This is a genomic window from Streptomyces sp. TOM-9, assembly GCF_056858595.1.
In genome coordinates, this window is sequence record NZ_JBXEQB010000001.1 from 7081924 (window position 1) to 7106623 (window position 24700).

21 protein-coding genes are annotated in these 24700 nt (G+C 75.9%); 12 read left to right on the forward strand and 9 right to left on the reverse strand.

Features of this window, described 5'->3' with window-relative positions; genetic code table 11:
* Positions 1-48: 48 nt before the first annotated feature.
* Both AC1VWI_RS32850 and AC1VWI_RS32855 read left to right on the forward strand, forming a co-directional pair.
* Positions 49-1296 carry an SAV2148 family HEPN domain-containing protein gene (locus AC1VWI_RS32850; RefSeq protein ID WP_499514625.1) on the forward strand — a complete coding sequence of 416 codons (1248 nt, stop codon included), beginning with the start codon at positions 49-51 and terminating at the stop codon, positions 1294-1296.
* Positions 1297-1518: 222 nt separating this feature from the next.
* Positions 1519-2232: a 3'-5' exonuclease gene (locus tag AC1VWI_RS32855; RefSeq protein WP_499514626.1), complete on the forward strand. Its 714-nt coding sequence runs from the start codon at positions 1519-1521 to the stop codon at positions 2230-2232.
* Here the strand turns inward: AC1VWI_RS32855 and AC1VWI_RS32860 are convergent.
* The gene (locus AC1VWI_RS32860; protein WP_499514627.1) at positions 2213-3844 is read right to left on the reverse strand and encodes a PQQ-binding-like beta-propeller repeat protein; all 1632 of its coding nucleotides are present in this window, start codon (positions 3842-3844) and stop codon (positions 2213-2215) included. The genes AC1VWI_RS32855 and AC1VWI_RS32860 overlap by 20 nt on opposite strands.
* A gap of 66 nt (positions 3845-3910) precedes the next feature.
* Positions 3911-4771 carry a phosphotransferase enzyme family protein gene (locus AC1VWI_RS32865; protein WP_499514628.1) on the reverse strand — a complete coding sequence of 287 codons (861 nt, stop codon included), beginning with the start codon at positions 4769-4771 and terminating at the stop codon, positions 3911-3913.
* A 33-nt stretch (positions 4772-4804) separates the two neighbouring features.
* On the opposite strand from AC1VWI_RS32865, the gene AC1VWI_RS32870 reads away from it, so the two are divergent.
* The 3 genes from AC1VWI_RS32870 to AC1VWI_RS32880 all read left to right on the forward strand — a co-directional run bounded on the left by AC1VWI_RS32870 (position 4805) and on the right by AC1VWI_RS32880 (position 6592).
* Positions 4805-5161, forward strand: coding sequence for a hypothetical protein (locus AC1VWI_RS32870; protein WP_499514629.1), 357 nt, complete (start codon positions 4805-4807; stop codon positions 5159-5161).
* Between the two features lie 165 nt (positions 5162-5326).
* A complete protein-coding gene (locus AC1VWI_RS32875; protein ID WP_499514630.1) occupies positions 5327-6226 on the forward strand; it encodes a hypothetical protein in 900 nt (299 codons plus the stop codon).
* Between the two features lie 66 nt (positions 6227-6292).
* Complete coding sequence (locus AC1VWI_RS32880; protein ID WP_499514631.1) at positions 6293-6592, forward strand: YciI family protein; 300 nt, start codon at positions 6293-6295, stop codon at positions 6590-6592.
* Positions 6593-6608: 16 nt separating this feature from the next.
* On the opposite strand, the gene AC1VWI_RS32885 is transcribed toward AC1VWI_RS32880, so the two are convergent.
* The 7 genes from AC1VWI_RS32885 to AC1VWI_RS32915 all read right to left on the reverse strand — a co-directional run bounded on the left by AC1VWI_RS32885 (position 6609) and on the right by AC1VWI_RS32915 (position 17930).
* Positions 6609-10313, reverse strand: a complete 3705-nt coding sequence (locus tag AC1VWI_RS32885; protein WP_499514632.1) for a CHAT domain-containing protein — start codon at positions 10311-10313, stop codon at positions 6609-6611.
* 602 nt (positions 10314-10915) lie between these two features.
* Positions 10916-11992 carry a carboxylate-amine ligase gene (locus tag AC1VWI_RS32890; RefSeq protein WP_499514633.1) on the reverse strand — a complete coding sequence of 359 codons (1077 nt, stop codon included), beginning with the start codon at positions 11990-11992 and terminating at the stop codon, positions 10916-10918.
* A 45-nt stretch (positions 11993-12037) separates the two neighbouring features.
* Entirely contained in the window at positions 12038-13330 is a 1293-nt protein-coding gene (locus AC1VWI_RS32895; protein WP_499514634.1) for a condensation domain-containing protein, read from the reverse strand.
* Between the two features lie 53 nt (positions 13331-13383).
* Positions 13384-14295, reverse strand: a complete 912-nt coding sequence (locus AC1VWI_RS32900; RefSeq protein ID WP_499514635.1) for an NAD-dependent epimerase/dehydratase family protein — start codon at positions 14293-14295, stop codon at positions 13384-13386.
* A complete protein-coding gene (locus tag AC1VWI_RS32905) occupies positions 14292-15440 on the reverse strand; it encodes a GNAT family N-acetyltransferase (protein ID WP_499514636.1) in 1149 nt (382 codons plus the stop codon). The genes AC1VWI_RS32900 and AC1VWI_RS32905 overlap by 4 nt, the downstream gene beginning before the upstream one ends.
* Positions 15437-16678 (reverse strand): aminotransferase class I/II-fold pyridoxal phosphate-dependent enzyme, encoded by a 1242-nt coding sequence (locus AC1VWI_RS32910; RefSeq protein WP_499514637.1) that lies wholly within the window; start codon positions 16676-16678, stop codon positions 15437-15439. The genes AC1VWI_RS32905 and AC1VWI_RS32910 overlap by 4 nt, the downstream gene beginning before the upstream one ends.
* Positions 16679-16694: 16 nt before the next feature.
* The gene (locus tag AC1VWI_RS32915) at positions 16695-17930 is read right to left on the reverse strand and encodes a cytochrome P450 (protein ID WP_499514638.1); all 1236 of its coding nucleotides are present in this window, start codon (positions 17928-17930) and stop codon (positions 16695-16697) included.
* Positions 17931-18463: 533 nt separating this feature from the next.
* Here AC1VWI_RS32915 and AC1VWI_RS32920 point away from each other — a divergent pair.
* From AC1VWI_RS32920 to AC1VWI_RS32950, 7 genes are all read left to right on the forward strand, one after another.
* A complete protein-coding gene (locus tag AC1VWI_RS32920; RefSeq protein WP_499514639.1) occupies positions 18464-19576 on the forward strand; it encodes an LLM class flavin-dependent oxidoreductase in 1113 nt (370 codons plus the stop codon).
* Complete coding sequence (locus tag AC1VWI_RS32925) at positions 19573-20205, forward strand: FMN reductase (protein WP_499514640.1); 633 nt, start codon at positions 19573-19575, stop codon at positions 20203-20205. Before AC1VWI_RS32920 ends, AC1VWI_RS32925 begins: the two co-directional genes overlap by 4 nt.
* A gap of 8 nt (positions 20206-20213) precedes the next feature.
* On the forward strand, positions 20214-20537 hold the full coding sequence (locus AC1VWI_RS32930) for a GNAT family N-acetyltransferase (RefSeq protein WP_499514641.1): 324 nt from the start codon (positions 20214-20216) through the stop codon (positions 20535-20537).
* 130 nt (positions 20538-20667) lie between these two features.
* Complete coding sequence (locus AC1VWI_RS32935; protein WP_499514642.1) at positions 20668-21657, forward strand: pirin family protein; 990 nt, start codon at positions 20668-20670, stop codon at positions 21655-21657.
* The gene (locus tag AC1VWI_RS32940) at positions 21654-22022 is read left to right on the forward strand and encodes a tetratricopeptide repeat protein (RefSeq protein ID WP_499514643.1); all 369 of its coding nucleotides are present in this window, start codon (positions 21654-21656) and stop codon (positions 22020-22022) included. The genes AC1VWI_RS32935 and AC1VWI_RS32940 overlap by 4 nt, the downstream gene beginning before the upstream one ends.
* 140 nt (positions 22023-22162) lie before the next feature.
* The gene (locus AC1VWI_RS32945; protein WP_499514644.1) at positions 22163-22906 is read left to right on the forward strand and encodes a VC0807 family protein; all 744 of its coding nucleotides are present in this window, start codon (positions 22163-22165) and stop codon (positions 22904-22906) included.
* Positions 22907-23024: 118 nt separating this feature from the next.
* Positions 23025-24428, forward strand: a complete 1404-nt coding sequence (locus tag AC1VWI_RS32950; protein ID WP_499514645.1) for a carboxylesterase/lipase family protein — start codon at positions 23025-23027, stop codon at positions 24426-24428.
* The last annotated feature ends 272 nt before the right edge of the window (positions 24429-24700 follow it).

Consider the following 24700-nt stretch of genomic DNA (forward strand, 5'->3'; position numbering starts at 1 on the left):
TACCCTTCCTTGATCGTGGACGGGGGCGGGAAGGCGGGTGCAGTCGTGATGTCGGGAGGTCTGGTGCTCCCCGGTGGTGGTGATCAGGGGGACCCGGGCGGCGGCATCGGCGAGGGAACCACCGGCACCACCTCCCTGGCACTGCCGTTGGAGATCGGAGCGGAACTGGACTGGGGCGCCGACGAGTGGTCCGAGGTGCGTACCCGCGCCCGGCGCGCCGGACGGGCCTACGTGTGGCTCAACCTCGTCGAACAGCGCCTGCGCGCCGTCGTCAACGCCGTGCTGCGCCCGATCTACGAACCCGTGCACGGCGACGAGTGGGTGGTCGCGGCCGCCGGACCGGCCGGCCACGAGTGGGTGCAGCGGGCCGCCGCCGTGCGCGAGGTCAGCCGCCGCAAGGGGTTCCTGCTCGACCCGGCCGACGACAACATCCTCAGCTTCCTGACGCTGCCGCAGCTGCGGGAACTCGTCGTCCAGCACTGGCCGTGCTTCGAGCCGTACCTGGACGACCGCCGGGAACTCGAACTCGCCCTGGACGAGCTGGAGGTGGCCCGGCACGTCGTCTCCCGCAACCGTGCCCTGTCCCGCACCGTGCTGGACCAGGCCGAGCGGGCCGCCGCCCGGCTGCTGGACATGCTCGGCTCCGGACCCGGCTACCCCTCCGCCGAGCGGCTGCCCGTGGACGCCGTCGAAGAGCTCGTCGCCGACCGCTACGCCGACGTCGTCGGCGTCTACCCCGACCGGGTGCGGCTGCAGCGCCAGCTGCCCGCCGAGGACCTGTTCGGGGGCGCCCGACGCCTCGACGCCGTGGGCATCGGCCTCAACCTGCTCGTGCAGAACTACTCGGGCAAGCGGCTGGTGCGGCTGGCGGAGTCCGGCTGCCGGGTGCGGCTGCTCTTCCTCAACCCGGCGAGCAGCGCCGTCCGCCGCCGTGAGCGCGAACTCGGCCTCGGCCGCGGCGAGCTCAGCCGCTCCGTGGAGATGAACATCATGCACATGCGGCGGGTGCGGGCCCGGCTGCGGGACACCGCCGCGTTCGAGATCCGGGTCTTCGACGAGACCCCGCGCTTCACCGCCTACCTCGTGGACGGCGACACCTCGGACGGCATCGCGGTCGTCCAGCCCTACCTGCGCAAGGCCCGCGGCATGGAGGCGCCGGTCCTCATCCTGCGCGGCGGGCCGCGGGAACTCGTGCAGATCAGGGCCGGCGAGGCCCCCGAGGCCGAGCACGGGCTGTTCGAGATCTACCGCGAGGAGTTCGAGGGCGTCTGGGCCGACTCCCGTCCGGTCTCCTGACGGCCCGGCGGACCGCCGCGGCCGGACCTCCCCCGCAGCCCGGCCGCAGGAGTGTCAGTGGTGCGCGGGATGATGGAGCCGAACACGGGGGAACTGCGGGAAGGACGTACGCCACATGGGCATGGGACGACGCCGGGCATGGCGGGCCGGCTCCGGACGGGGGAGGACCGCGGGCGAGCGCCCGCGCGGCGCGGTGAGCGCCACGGTCACAGGGGGCGCGCGATGAGCTGGATCAGCGACGCGCTGGTCGCGTTCGACCTGGAGACCACCGGCACCGACGTCGAGACCGACCACATCGTCACCGCCGCCGTCGTACGGCTGGAGGCCGACGGGGCCGTCTCGCGGGAGTGGACCTGGCTGCTCGATCCGGGCGTGGCCATACCCGAGCAGGCCTCCGCGATCCACGGCATCTCGACCGCCCACGCCCGCGCGCACGGCGCCCCGGCCGGTGCGGCGGTCGAGGAGATCGCCCGCACCGTGGCCGAGGTGCTGAGCTCGGGCACACCACTGGTGGTGATGAACGCGCGCTACGACCTGTCCTTGCTGGACCGCGAGTGCCGGCGGCACGGCGTCGCGTCCGTCAGCGAACGGCTGGGCAGCGTGCCCTCGCCGGTCATCGACCCGCTGGTCATCGACAAGCACGTCGACAAGTACCGCAAGGGCAGGCGGGCGCTGCAGGCGCTGTGCGCCCACTACGGCGTGCAACTGGAGGGCGCCCACGACGCGCGGGCCGACGCGGTGGCCGCGGCCCGCGTGGTGCGCCGCATGGGGGAGCGGCACGAGCCCGTCGGCCTGATGCCGCTGGCGGACCTGCACGCCCTTCAGGTCCGGGCGGCGGCCGAGCAGTCGGCCTCCCTCCAGGCGTACCTGCGGCGCACCGCCGACCCGGCGGCCGTCGTCGAGCAGGCCTGGCCGGTCATCCCCCGGCCGAGGTGACCCGGGGACCCGCCGGCGCGAGCAGGGCGCAGTCGAGGATCCGCCCGTCCACGGTCCCGACGAGGAACCTGCCGGCACCGGCCGCCGCGAGGGACAGGGGCACGACCACCTGACCGTCGACGCGCAGCCGGTGCCGTAGGCGCGGGCTGCCGGTGCGTGCGTCGAGCGCCACGACCTCACCGGACCGGTGCGCGGCGTAGACGGTGTCCTCGTCGGCGTCCAGGGCCGTGACCGGCTCGTCGGCGGCGAACACCCACTCCGGCATGCCGTCGGGGAGCCGGCGCCGCACCACGAAGGCGTTCCGTGCCGGGGCCTTGCCCGCGTCTCGGACCACGGCGGCCTGGACCAGCGCGTCGCCGTCCAGCCGGACGGCCGGTCCGGGGAAGAGGTGGCAGCCGCGCCCGGGTTCCCAGTCGAGGGGGAAGAGCCTGCGCAGCTCCGGCTCGGCGTCCGCTGCCCCGCCGTCGAGCGCGCCGACCCAGGCCCGGTGCCGCGGCACGCCGTGGAGGTCCCGCACGAAGAGCAGTTCGGCGCCGCGCCGCAGACGGAAGTCGCTCGCCGTCAGCGTGAAGCGCGCCGCCTCGGTGCCGTCGGGGGCCAGCAACCGGGTCGCGCCGCCCCACTGATCCGGCCCTCCCTGCCGGACGGCGAGCCGGCCGTCACGGCTGCCGGTGAACGTCACCGCGTGACCGGGCTCGAAGGCCTCCAGCAACCGCCCGTCCGTCAGGGACACCCGCTGCACCAGCGTGCCGGACCGCTGCCACCCCTGCCCCGACGGGCGCAGGGTGTGCCGGACGTTGACCCAGGCCGACCGCTGGTCGGCGGCCACGTGGATCTGCTGCCCGCCGTCCGGGTCGGGCACCGACCACTGGAGTTCCCCCGACGGCAGCCGGCACTCCAGCAGCGCGCCCTCGGCCGTCGCCAGCATCCGGCCGTCGGCGAGCACCTCGACGGCCCGCACCTGACGGCGCGGCGCCCACGCCGTCCCCAGGGCGGTGCCGCGCTCCGTCAGCAGGTCGCGGGCGTCGCCGCCCTCGGGGTACGCGTACGGCACCCGGGGGCCCATCACCTCGCGGTACCCGACGGAGGCGGCGGGCACCGCCCGCCAGTCCTCGCGTTCCAGGACGGACTCGAAGCCGTGGCTGAAGGCGTACTCGTGGTCCTTGTCCTCGGGGGTGACGACCAGCCGCAGACGCCGCCCGTCCAGCCACCGGACGGAGGTCACCTCGCGGCCGCCGTCCAGGACCGGCCGCACGTCGCCCGACTCCAGGTCCATCAGCAGCAGCTGGCCCTCGAAGTCCCAGCTGCCGTCGTAGCGGCCCACGCCCACGGCCACCAGCGGGAGGAGCGGATGGAAGGCGACGGAGTTCACCGGCCACGGGCAGTCGTACACGTGCCGGCAGCGCAGGTCCCGCGCGTCGTAGACGCCGACGCGGTACCGGGGCCAGCGGTCGGTCCCCGCCCGCCCCGACTGCGGCCAGGCGATCCACCCCATGTCGCCGCCCACGACCAGGCGCCCCAGCCGCTCGTCCGCGACGGCGACGCGCGGTTCACCGACCTCGGCGAAGGGACGGTCGGCGAGGACACGACGGACGATCGGGGAATCTGACACGGACACCGCCCAGGCCGGAGGGGTGCCCATCCTCGCAGCCCGAGCCGGACGGCGAGGCAGGAAGGGTCAGAAGGGGTACCAGCGCACGGCCGGATCGCCGTCCCGCAACGAGGCCACCCGCCGGCGGAACTCCGCGAGCGCCGCCGGGTTGCCCGGCGCGTGCTGCGCCACCCAGGCACAGCTCGCCGTCTCCCGCGCCCCGCGCAGCACCGCGCAGCCGTCCCACTCGCGCACGTCCCAGCCGTAGGCGGCCGTGAAGGCGTCGTAGGCGTCCGGACCCAGGCCGTAGCGGTCCCGGCTGAGCGCCATGACGACCAGGTCGTGCTCGCGCAGGTCGGCGGAGAAGGTCTCCAGGTCCACCAGGACCGGACCGTCCGGGCCGACGTGCACGTTGCGCGGCAGCGCGTCGCCGTGGATCGGCCCCGCGGGCAGGTGCGGGGTCAGCGCGGCCGCCGCGGCGGCGAAACCGTCCCGGCGCTCGCGCAGGTACGCCGCGTCCGCGGGGTCCACCGCCGGCCCGGCCAGCCGCAGCCACCGCTCCACCCCGTCCAGCAGGTCACGGCGCGGCAGGGCGAAGTCCGGCTCGGGCAGGGCGTGCACGAGCCGCAGCAGCGCGGCGAGGTCGGCGGGTCCCGCGGGCCGTACGGTGTCCGGCAGCCGCTCCCAGTACGTGACCGGGTGCCCCTCGACCAGCCGGGCCTGCGGCGCCGCCGCCCGTACCGCGGGAACGCCGTGGGCGGCCAGCCAGGACGCCGTGCGCACCTCGCGGGCGGCCCGGTCCAGCAGTTCGGGACCGCGGCCAACCTTCGCGACGGTCACGCCGTCCGCGAGTTCGAACACCGCGTTCTCGCCGAGCGCGATCAGCTTCGCGCCGTCCTGCCGGTCCGCCGCGAGCACGGCCCGGGCGAGCTCTTCGGTGAACGCCATACGGCAATGATCGCAGATCAGTAGGCTGGGCCGGTGACCGAGGACGACGTCATGGCCTTCTGCGAGACGCTGCCGCGGCTGCGGCGCGCCGCGAGCGGCGACCCGGCCGACGCGGCCGAACTCGAGGCCGTCGCCGAGACCGTACGGCAGGGCGCCGGCGACATGGAGGTGGTCACCGACCTCGGACTCCGGCTCGGCGTGCGGGTCTTCGACTCCCGCAAAGTCGCGGGTGGTTACGCCCAGGTGCCCGGCATGACCGGCGGGGGCGGCGGCCTCCTGCGCCACCGCTGCCCGCGCGGCGTCTGCGCCCGCAGCGAGGACCCGACGGCGTCCGTCACCGCCCCGCGCTGCGCGATGTTCGACGCCGAACTGCGGCCCGTCTGGTACTAGGCCCGTCGTCCCGGTCCCTGCGGGTGAAGGAGGAGCGTCCGGTGCGTGCAGCCCCACGGTGGAGGGAGCGTCCGGCGCGGGTGGCCGGTCCGGGTGGGCGACGCGGCGGATGCGCCCGCCGGGCGGCGCGGGGCCGCAGCGGCGCGGAAGGCGGGTACTAGCGCGGTGGCGGGTCTGCTGGACGAGATCGGCGGGAAGCTCGCCGAGCGCTGGGTGTCCCTGCTCGCGTTGCCCGGATCGCTCTTCCTCGGCACCGCCTGGGCCGCCCATGTGCTCGGCGGACGACGGCCGTTCGACGCGGGCCGCCTGCTGCGCGAGGTCGAGCGCTACGCGGACTGGACCGACGCCCACGGCGGCGCCGCGCTTTTCCTGGCCCTGGTCGCCGCGCTCCTGCTCGCCGTCGTACCGGGCCTGGTGGTGCAACTGCTGGCCCGCGCCGTCCAGGTGCTGTGGCTCGGGCCCTGGCCGGGAGGATCGGGGGAATGGCTCGTGCGCCGGCGCCGCGCCCGCCGCGAACGCGCCGACGCGGACGTCGCGGCCCACCTGCGGAACCACGAACGCGACGGCGACGAGGCCGAACTGGCCGCCGCCCGTGCGGCCGAGGCACGCCGCGACCGGATCGCGCCCCTGCCCCCGGCCCGTCCCACCCGCATGGGCGACCGGATGCACGCCCTGGAGCACCGCGTCGGCGCGTACTACGCGGTGCCCTTCACGGCGGTCTGGCCGCGCCTGTGGCTGGCGGCCACGGAGGCCGACCGCGGGGAGATCCGCACGGCGGCCGGTGCCTTCGAGGCGTCCACCCGGCTGTGCGGGTGGGGCCTGCTGTACGCGGCGCTGGCCTGCGTCACCGCGTGGTGGCCCGCACTCGTCGTCGGCGTCGTGCTCGTGTCCGCCGCCTGGTGGCTCGGCCGCGAACGGCTCTTCGCCCTGGCGGACCTCGCCGACGCCGTCGTGGACCTGCGTCTGCGCTCCGTCGCCCGCGCGGTGGGGATCCCCGTCCCGCCGGGACCCGTCGCCCCGGCGACCTGGCGGGAGCTCGACCTGCTGCTGCGCCGCCGTAGATGACCCCGCGGGAGCGGGCACCGCCATGATGTGGCGGCCCGCCCGGCCCCGCCACGAGACCGGACGAGCATGCTGCACCTGCTGTTCCTGACGTACACCGGATCGGAAGCGGACGCCGGGCCTTTCGTCGCCGCCCACGTCGCGTTCCTGGAACGCCACCACCGCGCCGGCACCTTCCTGCTCTCCGGGCAGACGGTGCCCTCGTCCGAGGGCGGCATGATCCTCGCCCGGGGCACGGACCGCCGGACGATCGAGCGGATCGCGGCGGAGGACCCCCTGGTGATCTCGGGGGTCGCCGCGTACACCGTCTCCACCGTCGACCCGGCCCGCGTGCACCCGGACCTGGCCGGTCTGCTGGGCGGCGCCTGACGTCCCGTCGCGTGGCTCAGCGGCCGATGTGGACGAAGGGCGCCCAAACCGCCGGGGAGCGGGCGTAGCGGGTGCGCAGGGCGCGGATGGCGTGGTTGAGGGCGCGGCCCGCGTCCGCGGGGGCGACGGCGCCGGGTGCCGGGCCGCGGATCGCGGCGTACAGGCGGGCGGCCAGGAGCGCGCAGACCGCGTCGTCGGCCTCCCACAGGGCGCCGACGACCTGGGGGTAGCCGGCGGTCTGGAAGGCGGAGGCGAGGTGGACGGCCTCGTCCGGCAGCTGCCCGGTGTGCGCGGTGTGGCAGGCGAGCAGCACCGCCAGCTCGGCGTAGAGCAGTTCCTGCCGGGAGACGTCCGCGGCGCTGAGCGGCCCGCCGTGCAGGAGCAGGTGACTGGCGGACGGGTCCTGCGGGTCGCTGACGCCGTGGCAGGCGAAGTGCACCCAGCGGGCCGTGCGCAGGGCCGACAGGACCCGTTCCGGCGTGGCCGCCTCGCCCTCGACGGCGCGCACGCCGCCCAGCGCGTCCGCGATCGCGGCGACCTCACGGGCAGAGGCGCCCGCCGAGCCCGCCGTGCCGGTGGGCCGGCCGACGGCGAGCAGCCGTCCGCCGGTGCGGCCGGAGGAGACCTGCCGGGCGTGCCGCAGGGCGCGCAGGGTGGGGGTGTAGGAGGACGCCACCCGGTCCAGGACGGTGCGCCCGTCGTGCAGTTGGTGCCGCCGCTGCAGTCCGGCTGCGTGCAGCGGCAGGTACGCCAGCGGCCCCGAGGCCGACCACCACAGCCGGGGCGCGGCCGACGCGGGGGCGTCCGCGGGGAGCGGCCGGGTGAGGCCGAGGGCGGTGAGCACCGGCTCGGCCACCGTGCGCCAGAGCCAGGCGAGGGTGTCCAGGACGAGTTCGCGGGCGCGGTCGTGCTCCTCGTCGGGCGCGGTCCGCGGCAGGCTCACCGCGCCGAGGAACTCCTGGGCCCGCAGGGCCAGCTGCCCCTCCGTCAGCTCGCGCAGCGGCACGGAGAAGATGCGCTCCTGCGTGACGACGAGAGCGTCGCACCGGAGCCGGTCCACGTTGACCGCGACGACCGGTCCCTGCGCCGCCACGGCGCGCATCTCCCGTTCCGTGGGCGGCATCAGGAACCGCTCGAAGCCCGGCTTGCCGCGGACGCGCATCAGCAGCGCCTCCCACTCGGCGGCCGGCACGTGCCGCTCCATGAAGTCCTCGCCCGCCTCGGCCCGCCGCAGGCGTCCCCCGAGCCCGGCGAACTCCCGGGCCAGCAAGGGGTGCGCCGCGGACAGGGCGGTCAGATCGGCGCGGGCCTCCAGGTCCTGGCCCATCAGGACGGCCCGGCCCCGCTCCAGCAGCGCCAGCGCCTGCGCGGGGCGCCCGGCGGCGAGCGCCGCGGCGCAGCCGGTGCGGCCGAGGCTCGTACCGGTCAGGGGATCGGGCCGGCCCGCCCCCGACGGGTCGGCGCCGTCCACCCCCAGGTGCGCCATGGGGTAGCGGCGGCCGAGCAGCGCCCCGCCGACGGTCGCCCGGCGGTCATCCCGCGCCAGGGCCCGCGAGGCCAGCGACGGCAGGGTCTCCAGGGCCCGTGCCGCCGCGTCGGCCGCGGCCGCCCAGTCGTGGTGCTCCAGGGCGTCGGCCATCGCGATGCGCGCCACTTCGAACCGCAGCGCCGGCATCTCGCCCGCGGGCGACGCCACGAACGCGACCTCGGCCGCCCGCGCCGCCCGCTGGTCCCCGCGGACCGTGGCATCGGTGTAGTCCGCCCAGTGGCCGTACGAGGTCACCATCCCGCCCAGCAGGTCCGTCAGGCCCGGGGTCCGTTCCACGCGCCCTGAGGCGTCGGCGATCCTGCGGCGCGCCTCGGCGGCCAGGACGGGGTCCTGGGTGAGCCCGGCGAGGTTGGTGAGCGCGTTGGCGTACTCGACCTCCCCGGCGGCGCGCTCGGGCGCTTCCCCGGGCAGCAGGTCGAGCGCCGTGCGCAGCTCCCGGCAGCAGGCCCGCAGGGCGCCGGTGTCCATGGCGAGCACCGCCCGCATGTGCTGCCACGGCGCCGAGGCGAGGACCAGGCGGGCGTGCTCCCCGGAGCCGTGGGGGAGCTCGGCCAGGACGCGGTCACCGAGCGCGGCCGCCTCCTCGATCACGGCGGCGTCCTGGTCGGCCATGTAGCGCATCCCGATGACCGCCATCAACAGGCTCGCCGTCCACGCGCGTTCGGTGCTGCCGGCCTCCGTCCGCTCCAGCGCCTCGCGCAACCGCCGCTCGGCGTCGGCGACGAAGGCGGGATCCATGCCCTGGGGCGTGCCGGGGCCCTTGGCCAGGGCGTCCAGCAGGGGCCGCATGTCGGGCGGGACGGGGAAGGCGGAGGTGAAGCGCGCGTACAGGTCGTCGGCTGCTCCATCGTCCTCGCCCTCGCCCTCGTCCTCGTCCTCGCCCTCGCCGTCGCCCGTGCCCGTGTCCGGTTCCGGTTCCGGTCCGGGCCCGGGCTCCGGGGCGGGGGTGACGGGGGCGGTGCGGAAGCCGTCCGGCGGCAGGGCCGACCGCAGCTGCACCGGCGGCAGCGCGGGCGCGAACCGCACCATCATCGGCAGGAACCGGGTCGCCACCGAGCCGAGGGCCCGCGGTACGAGCCGCATCCTGCCGCGGAGTTCGCCCACCGCGGCAGCCTTCGCGGCGACGTGCGGCAGCAGCGGATGGCCCGGTGGCAGGCGCGCCACGAGCGCGCGCAGTATCCGCTCGGCCTCGGCGGCGTCCGCGGCCTCCCAGTCGACGACCGCGCGGGCGGCGAGCAGGGAGGCCAGGTTCACCTCGTAGGTCCCGTTGTCGTCCGGCAGGCCCTCGGCCCGGTAGGCCTCCAGGAGGCCCATCGCCTCGTCGATCGTCGCGCGGGCCGGCGCCCAGGGCAGCGTGCACATCAGTGCCGCCGCCAGCGCGAAGTGGACGCTGCGCATCTCGTGCCGGTCCCGGAGCCCGCCCAAGGTGCGCCCGCTCGCCGCGGCCAGCGCCAGCCGCCCGCCCCGCACGGCGACGTCCACCGCCTCCCGGTCCCGCGGGTGGGCCCGGACCCAGGCGATCCCGGCGAGCACCGCCACCCGGCCCGCGTCCGGGGCGTCGACGTGCCCGGGGGTGACCGCGGCGAAGGCCTCCCGGGCACGCGCCCACAGCGCGGGCAACTCCTCCGTGGCCCCGCACTCGTAGCGGATCAGCGCGGAGTGCGCGAGCCGGGCGAGCAGCCCGGGACGGCACAGGTCGTCCGCAGGAAGCGTCGCCAGCAGCGCCGCCGCCCCGCCCTCCATGGGGTCCGCGGGCCGGAACGGCTGCTGGGCGGGTCCGGACGGGTAGCGGGCGGCGACGGACACGAGGTCGCCCTGCGAGCGGTGCTGGGTCTGCGCCCCCAGGTGGTGGCGGACCTCGGGCGCGGTGCGGAAGTCGCCGTGCAGGTGCGCCAGGGTGCGGTCGGCCAGTTGCAGGTGCAGGACGAGCCGGGCGCGCAGCGGATGGTCGCGGGGCGCCGTGTCCAGGCCCAGCACGATCAGCGCGAGGGCGGCGGCGGCCGGGGCGCGGCCGTCCTCGCTCCGCCAGGACTCCCGCAACAGGTCCTCCGCCGCCCGCAGCAGGCTCCCGGGCGCCGGTCCGGCGCCGTCGACGAGGCGGCCGGTGCCCGGCGGCTCCGCCAGCGCGAAGCGCCTCAGCATGCGGTCCACGGCCGCCCGCGCGTCCGTCATCAGCCGCCCCCGATCCCCGTTGCCGGCGTCGCGGCAGGATAGCGCGCCGTCTGTGACCGACTGCTCACTGCGCGATGCGGCGCCGCCGGCCGCGGGACGGCTCTCGCGGCCCGGGCGTCCGCGCCGACGGCGTCGCGGCAGGACCGCGTGCCGATGGCGGCGTGTGGTGAGGGTGGCGGCCGGTCGGGCCCCACCGCACCGGGGCAACCCGCAGCAGTGGTCGCTGCCCTGCGGGGTCGTTCCCCTGCACGAGGCATCCGGCCGGGGGCGGGTGACGCCGACTCGTGCCGTTCCGCGGCGAAGCCGATGGTGGGGCCGGGCGTTCGGCCTGGTGACGGCGGCGCGGCGTCGGACGGCGATGGCGGGGTCCGTCCGGCCCGGTCATGCCGCGGCACGGGGGACGCGGCCTCCGCGCGAGCCGCGGTGCCCGAGGCCCGGTGCCGGACTTCGCGGGAACCCCGAGGCGCCCTCGCAACCCGGAGTCCTGGGAGACGCCCACCACGCCCGAGTGCCCGGACGCCCGGTACCGCGAGTCGGGGCGCACCGCAGCAGGGCGGAGTGCACGTGGCTCCGCCTTGACGCGAGGGCCGCGCGGGGCCCCGTCACGCCGCGGTGCGGCGCACCGCGTCCCGCAGGACCGCGGCGGCGCCGCCGTGCGCGTACACCTGGCGCTGCCGGCGGGCGCCGGAGCCCTGGGAGGTCAGGCGGTCCACGCCGGCCCGGACGGTGTACAGGTCGCCCGCGTCCTTCAGCGCGCCCTCGACGTGGGCGACCAGGGACTCGACGACGTCGTGCGCGCTCGCCGGACGGAAGGTACGCGGATCGAGCAGGGCGCCGTCCAGGCCGGAGCGGCTGGCCCGCCACGAGGCGAGCCGGAGCAGGGCCACGTCGTCGGCGGGCACGGGGCACCCGTCGGCCCAGTCGCGGGCGGCGGTCTCGACCAGGCCGCGCACCAGCGCGGCCAGCACCACCGCGTCCTGGTACTCCGGGCACACGTCGCAGACGCGCACCTCCACCGTGGGGAACTTCGCCGACAGCCGGGCGTCGAAGTAGAGCATGCCCTGGTCGATCAGGATCCCCGTGGCCAGCAGCCGCGACACCGCGGCGCGGTACCCCTCGGCGGAGCCGAAGCCGCGGGTCGGCCCGGCGGTGGGCCAGCGGCCGAAGACCTGGTAGCGGTAGCTCGCGTACCCCGTGTCGGCGCCCTGCCAGAGCGGCGAGTTGGAGCTGAGCGCCAGCAACGGCGGCAGCCAGGGGCGGATGCGGTCGACGACGGCCACGCCCTCCTCGTCCGACTCCACCCCCACGTGGACGTGACAGCCGCAGGTCAGGGTCTCCTGCGCGGTGAGGCCGAAGGACTGGGCCATCCTGCGGTAGCGGCCCCTGGGGGTGAGCCGGGGCGGCACCGCCATCGGGGAGGTCCCCAGCGCCGCCACCGCGACGCCCTCCGAGCGGGCGAGCCCGGCCGCCCGGCGGCGCCAGGCGCGCAGCTCCTCCCGGAGCTGGTCCAGGGAGACGCAGGGGGAGCTGTTCAGTTCGAGCTGCTGTTGCTGCAGCTCGGCCACCAGTTCCCGGGGCCAGGGGCCGCCGTCCAGCACCGCGTCGGCCACCGCGCGCGGTTCCCCGGACCGCGCGTCCACCAGGAGAAGCTCTTCTTCCACTCCCACGGTGCGTGCCACGTCCTTCCGATACCCGCTGAGCCCGCCGCTATCCGTCAGTGGGCCTCATCCGGCGGACAGGAGGTGGTCCATGGCGCGCCGGCACAGGTCGGCGGCCTCCTCGCCCGCCGTGGACGTCACGCTGAGGAACAGCCGCCCGCCCAGCCCCACCACGATCACCAGCGGCGCCCCGGACAGGCTGGTGTGCGCGGCCCCGTGGACGGCGGCCAGCCGCAGCGGCCCGTACGTCCCGGGAAGGTCCAGCCGCGTGTTGCTCACCGACACGTCGAACCGGGGGCCGCGCGTCTCGCCGCGCTGCAGGAGGGCGCCGACGGCGCGGTGCGGCAGGAACGAGGTCAGCCGGAACACGCGCACGAGCGGGCGCAGCTCCTCCGGGGTGAGCCGGGCGTGGATCCCGGCCCGCGCGGCGCGCGCGGCCGCCCACAGGTCGTCGGTGCCGCCGTCCACGGGGACGACGAAGCTCGCCGCGTACAGGCCCATGGCCTCACCGGGCGACGGTTCGAGCACCCGGCGCAGGTCCGCCGCCACCGCGATCCGCGCCGGGCGGCCGGGCGCGGCGGCCCGCGCGAAGGCCGCGCACAGGGCGGCCTGCAGCGTCGCGCCCTGCGCCCGGCACCGCTTGAGCAGCAGCTCCGTCTCCTCGCGCTCCAGCGACCACGCGTGGTAGGCGAGCCGCCCGTCCGAGGGGTACGGCGGCCGTACGTGCCCGCCCAGCGCGCGGGCGGTCTTCAGCAGGTCCCCGGGGTGGGCGCGGGGGCCGGGGATCAGCTCGTCCGCGGGTGCCGCCAGCACCGGCACCGGGCCCGCGCCCGACGCGCCCGACGCGCCCGACGCGTCCGCCCGGTGTGCGCCGGGCGGCCGCGCCGGGCCGGGCAGGGGGGCGCCCGCCGGATCCGGCCCCCCGAGGTGGGTCAGCAGGTCGCGCATGACGACGCCCGCGGAGACGGCGTCGGCCACCAGGTGGTGGTAGACGGTGACGAGGTCGAAGGCCTCGCCCGCGTCGACGAGCACGAAGCGGGCGAGGGGACCCGTACGGGTGTCGAAGGGCCGCTGGAGCTCCTGCTCCACCACGCGGGACCAGGCGCCCGCACCGGCGTCCGGGACCACCCGCACCCCCGGGTCCGCCACCCCGGTCGTGGTGAGCCGCCCCTGCCACGGCCCCGGGTCGGCGATGCGGACGCCGAGCAGGGGGTGGCGGCGCCGCACGGACGCCACGGCCGCGCGCACGCGCCCGGGCGTGGTGCGGCCCTCGACCCGGGCCACGGCGGCGATGTTGACCGGGAGCCGCTCGCCCGCGGCCCAGATGACGCGTTCGTACGGGGACAGTCGGCGGCGCATGGGGGTGCTCCCCCTTCCTGGCGGGGTTCCTGGTGGGGTTCCTGGCGGGGCGGTCAGCGCTTCAGGGCGCCGCGCAGCCCCTCGGGCAGCGTGACGGCGGGCCGGTACGGGAGGCGGCCGCCGGGGGCGCAGGTCCACGCGGGATGCAGCGCCTCGGCGACCTTGTCGGGGTTGAGCGCCGACGAGCTGCCGAACAGCCGTGCCGCGGCCATCGCCAGCGGCCCGGGGATGTGCACCACCCGCGGCGCCCGGCGCCCGAGCGCGGCCGCCACGGCGGCGCCGATGTCCTCCCAGCGGTGCTCGGTGCCGTCGCAGACGTGGTACGTGCCCACGTCCGTCGTGCCGGGGTCGGCGGCGGTGATCAGCGCCCTGCACAGGTCGTCGACGTGGATCAGCGAGTAGTGCCGCGGCCCGGGCCGGCCGACCGCGGGCAGCAGGCCGGTACGCACCGCCGCCACCAGCCGCGGCAGGAACTCCGGGTCGCCCGGGCCGTAGACGATCGGCGGCCGGACCACGACGGCCGGCAGCCGGTCCGCCGCGTCCCGCACCGCCCACTCGCCGCCGAGCTTGCTGCGCCCGTACGCGGAGACCGGCTCCGGCGGCGCGTCCTCGTGCCGCCGCCGGCCGGGCCCGGAGGCGGCCAGCGACGAGCAGTACACCAGGCGCGGCGGCACGGCGGCCGCCGCGGCGGCCTCGCACAGCCGCCGTGTGCCGGCGGCGTTGACGGCGGCGTAGGCGCGGGGGTCCCCGGCCTTGGTGACCCCCGCCAGGTGGACGACCCGGTCCACGCCCCGCAGTGCGACGGCCAGCCCCTCCCCGGTGGCCAGGTCACCGGGCACGCTGCGGGCGCCGGGCACGTCGCGGCCGCCGCGCACCAGCGCGGTCACCTCGTGGCCGCGGGCGGTGAGGTGGCGTACGAGGTGGCCGCCGATGAAGCCGGTGGCACCGGTCACGAGGTACCTCACCGCAGGCCCCCACCGTCGCGCTCGTACAGCCGGTGCGTCCTGAAGTGCACCCCGCCCATGGCCTGCGCGTGCCGGTTGGAGCCGCGGTTGTCCTCCAGGATCCAGGACAGGTCGGTCTCGGTGTAGCCGAGCCGGAACGCGGCGCGCTGCGCGTCGGCGAGCAGCACCGCCACCAGCCCGCGGCTGCGGTGCTCCTTGCGCACGCCCGAGGTGCCGCCCCTGACACGGGTGATGCGCCCCATGGCGCGGCTGATCCGCAGCATGCCGACCGGCAGCCCCCAGGTGGTGAGCCTGCCCCGCGCGGTGCGCAGCGCCTGGTTCACGTCCGGCACCCACAGCGTGAAGGCGGCCGGCTCGCCGTCCACCTCGGCGATCCGCACCAGCTCCGGATGGACGACCGACTTCAACTGGGCGGCCATGTGCAGGAACTCGGCGTCGGTCAGCGGCACGGAGGCGTAGTTCTCGGCCCAGGCGTCGTTGTAGATGTCCTTGATGACGGCCATGTCGGCCTCGTAGCGGTCCCGGTCGAGCGGCCGCACCCGCACGGCCGGGTCGGCCAGGGTGCGCGCGGCGACCCGGGCGATCGCGGCGGGCGGCTCGCCGTCCGGGGGCATCGGCACCAGCCAGGACAGCAGGTCCTTGGCCTTGCCGAAGCCGCAGCCGGTCAGCAGGTCCGCGTAGTACGGCGGGTTGTACGGGATGCCCACGCTCGGCGGCCCGTCGAAGCCGTCCACGAGCAGCCCGCACTCGTCGTTGACGGAGAAGCTGAGCGGGCCCAGCATCCGGGTCAGCCCGCGCCCGGCCAGCCAGTCGGCCGCCGCGTCGAACAGGGCCCCGGCGGCCTCCAGGTCGTCGGCGCACTCGAAGAGCCCGAAGTGACCGCACTTGTAGTCGTGCCGCTCGTGGAAGCGGGGGTCGGTGACGGCCGCGATCCGGCCGACGGTCCGGCGCCCCCTGCGGGCGAGGAAGAGCCGCGCCTCGGCCGTCTCGAAGAAGGGGTTGCGGCGCGGGTCGAGGAAGGCGCGCACCTCGCGCTCCAGCGGCGCGACCCAGTGCGGTTCGTCGCGGTAGAGCGCGTACGGCAGCCTGATGAAGGCCGTCGTGGCGGCGCGGTCCTCGACGGGGGTGACGGTGACGGCGTTCACCGGGCCACCGCCTGGGCGGGCAGCTCCGGGACGAGGCCGATCCGGCGGCCGGCGGCCGCGAAGGCGCCCAGGATCGCCTCCAGGTGGGCGTCGGAGTGCGTGGCCTGCACGGTCACCCGGATCACGCAGCGGCCCTCGGGGACGGCGGGGGCACCGACCGCGTTGGTGAACACGCCCTCGTCGAGCAGGGCCTGCCACATGCGGGCGCACACGGTCGCGTCCCCGATGAGGACGGGCACGACCGGGGTGACCGAGTCGCCCGTGTCGTAGCCGAGCGCGCGCAGCCCCGCCCGCAGCGCCTCCGCGAGGGCGAGCACGCGCCGGCGCCGCCAGGGCTCGGCCGCGGCGATGCCGAGCGCGGCGATCCCGGCGGCGAGGGCGGCCGGCGGCATCGACGCGGAGAAGAGGATGGAGCGGGCGCTGTAGCGCAGGTAGTCGATGACGTGCGCGGGACCGGCGAGGAACCCCCCGGTGGAGCCGAAGCACTTGGACAGGGTCCCGGTGAACAGGTCGACCCGGTCCATGAGGCCGAAGTGGTCCGCGACACCGCGCCCGGCAGGGCCGAGCAGCCCGATGTCGTGGGCGCCGTCCACGACGAGGCGGGCGCCGTGCCGGGCGGCGAGCTCCGTCAGCGCGGGGAGCCGGCACAGGTCGCCGTCCATGGAGAACATCCCGTCGGTGACGACGACCTTGCCCGCGGCCGGTTCCGCGGCCGTGGCCTGCTCCAGGAGCGTGTCCAGCCGCACGGTGTCCGAGTGCGGGTACAGGACGCGGCGGGCCGCGCCGAGCCGGATGCCGTCGACCAGCGAGGCGTGGTTGGACATGTCGCTGAAGGCGATGTCGCCGCGGCCGAGCAGGGCGGCCACGGCGAGGTTCGCCTGGAAGCCGGTGGTGACCACGGCGGCCGCCTCGGTGCCCAGGAAGTCCGCGATCCGCTCCTCTAGTTCGCCGTGGAGGGGGAGGGTGCCGTTGAGGGTGCGCGCACCGGAGCAGGAGGCGCCGTAGCGGGTCAGCGCCTCGGCCGCGGCCGCCGTCACCCGGGGGTCCGTGGACAGGCCCAGGTAGTCGTTGCAGCCCGCCATGACGACGTCCCGCCCCTCGACGACGGCCTCCCCGTCGCCCGTCATGTGCAGGGAGCGGTAGAAGGGCCGGACGCCCGTCTCCACCATGGCCCGCACGAAGGTCGACGACGACAGGTCCTTGCGGAACGCGTCGGTGGCGTCCTGGATTTCGGTCACTTGCCTTCGGTCTCCCTTAGGTGAGGGGCGAGTGGATGGTGAGCCGGGCGATGTCGGCCATGCTCGGCCCGGCGTGCCGCACGGGCGGGGCGGCGGCCCGGGCGCCGGGCAGCTCGCGGGCGAAGGCCCGGGCGAACGCGAGCGCCTGCACGCGGGCCAGATGGGACCCGAGGCAGTAGTGCAGGCCGCCGCCGAAGGCGAGCAGCCGCTGCGCCGGCCGGTCCGGGTCGAAGACGTGCGGCGCGGGGAAGCGCGCCGGGTCGCGGTGCGCCGCGCCGATGAGCGCGTGGACGACCCGTCCGGCGGGCACCGGGCGGCCGCCCAGCTCGGTGTCCGCGTCCGCCACGCGGGTCACCACGCGTCCCGGCGGGTCCCAGCGCAGCAGCTCGTCCGTGAGCGGCCCGGCGAACCCCGGTTCCTGGCGGATCCTTTCGGCAGACGCGGGGTCGGTGATCAGCGTCAGCGCCGTGCCGGCCAGCAGGGCGGCCGTGGTGGGCACCCCCGCGGAGAACAGCGTCAGCAGGAGATAGCGGGCCCCCGCCGGGTCCTCGGCGGCCCACCGGGACAGCAGGTCCCCCGTGGGGTGCCTGCGGCGCTCGGCCAGCGCGCGGTCGTACGCGTCGAGCAGGGACAGCGCGGCGGCGTCCGCCCGCCGTACGACGCTGGGGGGCGCGGCGAGCTCCTCCACGCGCACCATGGCGGCGCTCTCGGCGGCGAGCCACCCCCGGTCGATCCACTCCGGCAGCCCGGCCATCTCCGCCAGGACCGCGGTGGGCAGCGGCCGGCAGACCCGGGCGACGACGTCGGCGGCGCCGTCACGGCGCACGGCCGCGGCGAACTCCCGTACGTGGCGGTCGGTGAGCGGCTCCACGAGCCGCTCCGCCGCCTCCCGCACGACCCGCGGGGCCAGCACCGCGTTGAGCGGACGCCGGCGCGCGGTGTGCTCCGGCGGATCCTGCTGCAGGGGCGTCTCGCACAGCCCGACCGTGCTCGCGCTCTCCCGCCACCCGGGGCGGTGGGCGTCGCGCCACCGGGCCCCGAGGGTGAGCCATCCCCGCCCGGTCAGCACCTGCCGGCACTCCTCGTACCCCGTGACCAGGAGCGCGCCCCACGGCGTCGGCACGAGCGGCCCTGCCGCGGCGAGTGCGTCGTACGCCGCGGCGAGCGCCTGCGGCTCCACGGCTCTGCGCCACTGCCGGACGAGGCCCGCCGCGGAACGCGCGTCAAGGGCGGTGGGCTTCGGGGACAGCATCACGTGGCTCATGTGTCAGGAAACGGACTTCGGCTCGGAGGCAGGAGGGGGAGCGTCGCAGGGCGCACGGGGCGGCGTACACCGGGCTGGCGCCCCCGAGAGTGCTCTGCCGGAGGTGTTCCGATCCAGTCACATAGGCACTTTTCACCCACCCGTGAACGTAATTCGCCTTTCCCCCGCGCGGTCCGCTACGGTCGACCGTCCGTGTCCCAACCGCCCCGCGCCCCCCGCAGGTGCCACAGGCGCGGTGAGCCGGGCGGACCGTGTGGCTGGTGCCCGCGGTTTCCGCCCGACGGGCCCGCTCGCATCCGTCAGGCTGTGCCGACGGCTCGCGAACCCCTTGCCCTGCGGTCGGGGACTGCCGCGCCCCAGTGCGTCTGCCGCGCTGGTCACCGCCGCCCGTCGCACCGCCAGCCGTCGCACCGCCGTCCGGGGTGGCGTCGTGGGAGGAATAGCCCGATGGGGCATCTCGTTGGAGGGGGTGGTTGAATAATCAACAACATATCGTGAGACGACGGAGGAGGGTGAAGCCGGTGCAGTTCGGGATCTTCACTGTGGGTGACGTGACCATGGACCCCACGACCGGCAGGGCGCCGACCGAGCACGAGCGGATCAAGGCCATGACGGCGATCGCGCTCAAGGCCGAGGAGGTGGGCCTCGACGTCTTCGCGACCGGTGAGCACCACAACCCGCCGTTCGTGCCCTCGTCCCCGACGACCATGCTCGGCTGGATAGCCGCCCGCACGGAGAGGCTGATCCTCTCCACCTCGACCACGCTGATCACCACGAACGACCCGGTGAAGATCGCCGAGGACTTCGCGATGCTGCAGCACCTGGCCGACGGCCGCGTCGACCTGATGATGGGCCGCGGCAACACCGGACCGGTCTACCCCTGGTTCGGGCAGGACATCCGGCAGGGCATCCCGCTGGCGGTCGAGAACTACGCGCTCCTGCACAAGCTGTGGCGCGAGGACGTCGTCGACTGGGCCGGCCGCTTCCGCAGCCCGCTGCAGGGCTTCACCTCCACGCCCCGCCCGCTGGACGACGTGGCCCCCTTCGTCTGGCACGGCTCCATTCGCTCGCCGGAGATCGCGGAGCAGGCCGCGTACTACGGCGACGGCTTCTTCCACAACAACATCTTCTGGCCGGCCGACCACACCAAGCGGATGGTCGAGCTGTACCGCGCGCGCTACGCGCACTACGGCCACGGCACCCCGGAGCAGGCCATCGTCGGCCTCGGCGGCCAGGTGTTCATGCGGAAGAACTCGCAGGACGCCGTCCGCGAGTTCCGGCCGTACTTCGACAACGCGCCGGTGTACGGGCACGGCCCGTCGCTGGAGGACTTCACCGAGCAGACCCCGCTGACCGTCGGTTCGCCGCAGCAGGTCATCGAGCGGACGCTGGGCTTCCGCGAGTACGCGGGCGACTACCAGCGCCAGCTGTTCCTGATGGACCACGCGGGACTGCCGCTGAAGACCGTGCTGGAGCAGCTCGACATGCTCGGCGAGGAGGTCGTGCCGGTGCTGCGCGAGGAGTTCGCCAAGGGCCGCCCCGCGGACGTGCCGGAGGCCCCGACGCACGCCTCGCTGGTGGCCCGCCGTGACGCGCAGGCGCTGGAGGAGAAGGAGAAGGAGGCCGCGAAGTGACCGCCGCACCCCTCAAGCTCGTGGTCGTATCGGCCGGCCTGAGCACGCCGTCGTCCACGCGGCTGCTCGGCGACCGGCTCGCCGAGGCCGTACGGCGGGCCGTCGCGGACGGCGGCCGTACGGTCGACGTGCGGGTGGTCGAACTGCGCGACCTGGCCGTGGACATCGCCCACAACATGGTCACCGGCTTCCCCGGTCGCGCCCTGGCGGACGCCGTCGCCGCCGTCACGGAGGCGGACGGCCTGATCGCGGTGACGCCGGTCTTCTCGGCCTCGTACAGCGGGCTGTTCAAGTCGTTCTTCGACGTGATCGACAACGACGCGCTGGCAGGCAAGCCCGTGCTGATCGCCGCCACCGGCGGTACGGCCCGGCACTCGCTCGCGCTGGAGCACGCCCTGCGGCCGCTCTTCGCCTACCTGCGCGCCGTGGTCGTCCCGACCGCCGTGTACGCGGCCTCGGAGGACTGGGGCGGCAGCGGCGACGCGCTCACCGACACCCTGCCGACCCGTATCGTCCGCGCCGCGGGCGAGCTGGCGGCGCTGCTGGTGACGCGGCCCCCGGCCCCGGTGACCGCGGCCGATACGGTCGTTCCGTTCGCACAGCAACTGGCCGCCCTGCGGCCCGAGTAGGAGAGACGATGGCACTGCGCGTCGCCGACAACCCCGGCAGGTCCCGTTTCGAGATCTTCGACGCGGCGGAGGAGGGCGGTGCCGAGGAGGTGGCCGGCTTCGCCGAGTACCACCTGTACCGGGACCAGATAGCGTTCATCCACACCGAGGTGGACCCCCGTTTCGGCGGTCGCGGGCTCGGCGGCGCCCTCGCCCGGGCCGCGCTGGACGCGGCCCGCGAGCGGAAGCTGGCGGTGCTGCCCTTCTGCCCGTTCATCCGCGCGTGGATCGGCAAGCACCCCGAGTACGTGGACCTGGTGCCGGAGGGTGAGCGCCCGCGCTTCGGCTTGTGAGGCCGGCCGGGGTCCGCGGGGGCCCTCCACGGCGGACGGCGGGCGGGCCGGAATGGATCCGGTTGGTTGAATGTTAAACCGACCGTGCGGAGCCCGGACCGGGCCCGCCGAGACTGCCGAGGAGGGCGTCATGCCTGCCGTGACCGTGGAGAACACCCTGCTGCTGCCCCGTGTCGCCGGGCCCGACCCGCTGACCGCCGAGCAGCGCCCGGTGCGCAGGGTGACCGCCGCCCCGCAGGGCTTCGAGGGTGAGGGCTTCCCGGTGTACCGCGCCTTCGCGGGTGTGCCGACGCGGGAGCTCGACCCCTTCATCCACATGGACCAGATGGGTGAGGTCGAGTACGCGCCGGGCGAGCCCAAGGGCACGTCGTGGCACCCGCACCGCGGCTTCGAGACCGTCACGTACATGATCGACGGCCGCATGGAGCACCAGGACTCGCACGGCGGCGGAGGCACGATCACCGACGGCGCCACGCAGTGGATGACGGCCGGCAGCGGCATCCTCCACATCGAGGCGCCGCCGGAGGAACTGGTCGTCTCCGGCGGGCTGTTCCACGGCGTCCAGCTGTGGGTGAACCTGCCGCGGGCGGACAAGTGGAACGCGCCCCGCTACCAGAGCATCGAGGGCCCGGAGGCGGCGCTGCTGTCCTCGCCCGACGGCGGCGCGCTGGTCCGCGTCATCGCCGGCGAGGTCGCGGGCCACGCGGGACCGGGGAGCACCTTCACCCCGATCACGCTGGTCCACGCCACCGTCAGCCCCGGCGCGCGCCTGGTCCTGCCCTGGCGGCCGGACTTCAACGCCCTGGCCTACGTGCTGTCCGGGCGCGGTACCGCCGGAGCCGAACGGCGCCCGCTGGACGCTCACCAGCTGGCCGTGTTCGGCAGCGGCGACACCCTGACCCTGGAGGCCACCGACCACCCCGACAGCCGCACCCCCGCCCTGGACGTCCTGATCCTGGGCGGCCGCCCGATCCGCGAACCGGTCGCGCACTTCGGCCCGTTCGTCATGAACACCAAGGCCGAGGTCATGCAGGCCGTCGAGGACTTCGAGCGGGGCCGGTTCGGACGGGAGCCGGCCGGCCGCATGCCGCACACCGCACCCGGAGAGGAGCTCGCGTGAACACCACCACCGACCACGGGTCCTACGCCGCCTACGAGGAGACCACGGCGGAGCGCTGGGCGCGCGCCGGGCTCTACTTCGAGGCCAAGGAGTACACCGAGGCGGCCCGGCTGCTCACGGCCGTCGTCGACGAGGTGCCCGAGCAGGTCGCCCCGCGCCTCCTGCTCGCCCGCGCCTACTACCACTCCGCCCAGCTCGGCCGTGCCGAGGAGCAGTTGCGCGTGGTCGTCGAGCGCGACCCGGTCGAGCACTACGCGCACCTGATGCTGGGCCGGACCCTCCAGCGGCAGGGGCGCGAGGCCGAGGCCGCGCCCTGGCTGCGGCTCGCCGCGGCCTTCGCCGGGGAGCTGCCCCCGGAGGGCTGAGCCGGTGCCGGGCCCCGGACCGGGGCCCGGTGGCACACGCGGTGCCGCCGCCCTAAAGCCTGGGCAAAGAGCCTGGCCGGGGCGGCGGCGCCGGGCGTATGTTCCCCTGCGGCTTCGGCAACTACTACGGGGGGAAAGCCGTGTCCGCACGTTCCGGCACGTCGTCCGCGCTCGGCTGGGCGCTCACCATCACCTTCAACATCGTCCTGCCCATCCTCACCTACGGCCGGCTCACCGACGCCGGCTGGAGCGAGTTCTCCGCCCTGCTCGTCTCCGGTGTGTGGCCGGTGCTCGACACGGCCATCACGCTCGCCTGGCGCCGCAAGGTGGACGAGTTCGCCGTCATCACCCTCGTGTTCCTGGTGATCACCGTGGTCGTCACCGTCGTGGGCCCGCACTCCACGCGCCTGCTGCTGGTCAAGGACTCCGCGGTCACCGGCCTGTTCGGGGTGGTCTGCCTGGCCAGCCTGCTCGCGCCGCGGCCGCTGATGTTCTACTTCGGGCGCAAGTTCGGCACCAACGGCACCAAGGAGGACGCCGAGCGGTTCGACGGCCTGTGGCAGTACGAGGGCTTCCGCCACGTCATCCGCACCATGACCGTCGCCTGGGGGGTCGGTTACATCCTCGAGGCACTCGCCAGGATCGGCCTTTCGTACAAGCTGTCGACCGCCACCATGGTGACGGTCAACTCGGTGATGGCGTACGCCGTCACCGGTGTCCTGATCGCGTGGACGATCCTCTACGGCCGGCGCGCCGCCGCCCGCGGCAAGGAGCGGGAACGGCAGGCCGCGGAGGCGGCGGCGGAGGCGGCGGCGGAGGAGGAGGCAGCCGTCCGGGCCGGGGCCGGCGAGGCCGCAGGGGCGCCCGGCGTACCCGGGGCCTGACGGTAATCGCCGCGCGTCGCGCACGCCCGGCGGTCCGGGCGGCATCGGGGGCACTTGCCGCCGCGTCGGCCGGGCAGGTCGTGGCCGGCGGCGGGTCGTTGCCGGTAGACCGGCTGCCATGGACAGTGAGACCGAAGGACAGCGGCGGCCGGTGGTGGTCACGGAGCGGGGCTCCGTGCGCGGGGTGACCGGGGAGGGCGGCGTGGCGGCCTTCCGCGGGATCCCCTACGCGGCGTCGCCGGTGGACGCGTTGAGGTTCGCCCCGCCCGCACCGCACCCCGGCTGGGCCGGCGTGCGCGACGCGGCCCACGCCGGCCCCGAGGTGCCGCAGGCGCCGTCCCGGCTGGCGGTCGTCATGGGTCCGCGCGAGCCGCACGGGGACGAGGACGGCTGCCTCACCCTCAACGTGTGGACGCCCGAGGGGGCGCTCGAGGCCGGTGCCGATCCCCGGGCGGTGCTGGTGTGGTTCCACGGCGGCGGCTTCACCACCGGCTCGGGCGGCTGGGACTGGTATGACGGCACGCGGCTCGCCGCCCTCGGCGGCATCGTCGTCGTCACCGCCAACTACCGCGTCGGCCCTCTGGGCTGGCTGTACCTGCCGGAACTCGGCGCGGACAACCTCGGCAGCCGGGACCAGGCGGCGGTGCTGCGCTGGGTGCGCGACAACATCGCGTCCTTCGGCGGTGACCCCGCGCTGGTCACGGTGGGAGGGCAGTCGGCCGGCGCGTACTGCGCGCTCTGCCTCGCCGTCGACCCGGGCACGCACGGACTCGTCCGGCGCGTGCTCGCCGAGAGCGGGCCGTGGGGGCTCGCACCGCAGGAGCCCGCCGGGGCGGCCGAGGTCACCGCCGCCTATCTGCGGCTCCTGGGCGTCACGCACCTGCCGGAACTGCGGGAACTGCCCGCGGAGCGGCTCGTGTCGGCGTACGGGCGGCTGTCGGCCGAGCGCGCTCGGCCCGGCGACGTCGCCCCGCCGATGTACCCGGTGCTCGGCGGGGCGGGCCTGCCCTGCGCCCCGATGGCGGCGGTGGCCGCGGGCGGCCTGGACGGCACGGACGTCCTGCTGGGCAGCACGCAGGACGAGATGACGGCCTTCCGTGCCGCCTCGCCCGCCGGCTTCCCCGACGCGGCCGGGACCGATCGGGTCTTCGGGGCCGGGGTCACCGCGATCGCGGCCCGCTGCGCCGAGAGGGGCCGGCCCGCGTACGCCTACCGCTTCACGCGGCGCCCGCCCGGCGACGACGGCACCCTGGGCGCCACGCACTGCGCTGAACTCCCCTTCCTCTTCGGCGATTTCGCGGCGTACGCGGACGCTCCGATGCTGGGCCCGGTGGACGAGACCGACCGCGCCCTCGCCCGGGCCTTCGGCGGGGCGCTCGCCGCGTTCGTGGCGACCGGCCGCCCGGACGGCGGGGAGGACGGGGGCAGGGACGGGGACGGCGGGGAGGGGCGCGGGCCGTGGCGGCCGTACGAGCCGGGGACGGCCGCCTCGGTGAGGCGGTTCGGGCGGCCGGAGCGTTAACTCTTCCGGGGGATCGCACAAATATTCGAACACGGGATACGCTGCAGGCATGTCGACTTCAGGCGATGAGCGAGACCTCTTCTCGGATCCCGACCGGACCGCGCCCCTCACGGCGCGCGGTCCGGCACCCGCCCTCGACCCGTTCCGGACCCCTGGCTCCGCGGGCGCGTCCACGGCCCCGGCCGCGCGCGCGGTGGACGGCCCGGGGCGCGGGGCCATAACCCCGCGCCCCGGCGCCGAGCGCTGAGCCCGACCCCGCCGGGCGGCCTTGC